The organism is Saccharothrix sp. ST-888, assembly GCF_000955975.1.
Classification (GTDB): domain Bacteria; phylum Actinomycetota; class Actinomycetes; order Streptomycetales; family Streptomycetaceae; genus Kitasatospora.
In genome coordinates this window covers 1-312 of sequence record NZ_JYJF01000897.1, presented here as the reverse complement: position 1 = coordinate 312, position 312 = coordinate 1, and the positions used below count along the sequence as shown (strand labels likewise).

Below are 312 nucleotides of genomic sequence, written 5' to 3'. Positions count from 1 at the left end.
GTCCCCGGGCATGACCGCGGCCTGGAAGGACGGGCCGGGGCCGCGCCGGGACAGCCGTTCGACCAGGGTGCGCAGGCGCTCCTCCTCCAGTAGTTCGGCCGGGGTCGCGGTGCCCTGCTCCTCCCGGACGGTGGCCAGGTAGAGCTGGGTCTTGCCGCCGAAGTACCGGGCGATCAACGCCGGGTCCACACCGGCCCGTTCGCCGATCTCGCGGATGGTGGTGCGGTCGAAGCCGCGCTCCGCGAAGAGTTCCATCGCCGCCCGGATCAGCAGTTCGCGCCTGCGGGCGGCGTCCCGGCGCCGGGGGGCCGG

1 protein-coding gene is annotated in these 312 nt (G+C 75.0%); it reads right to left on the bottom strand.

Going from position 1 to position 312, the window contains the following annotated elements; genetic code table 11:
- The coding region (locus UK12_RS34960; RefSeq protein ID WP_156179170.1) for a helix-turn-helix domain-containing protein at positions 1 to 312 on the bottom strand (312 nt) is incomplete at both ends.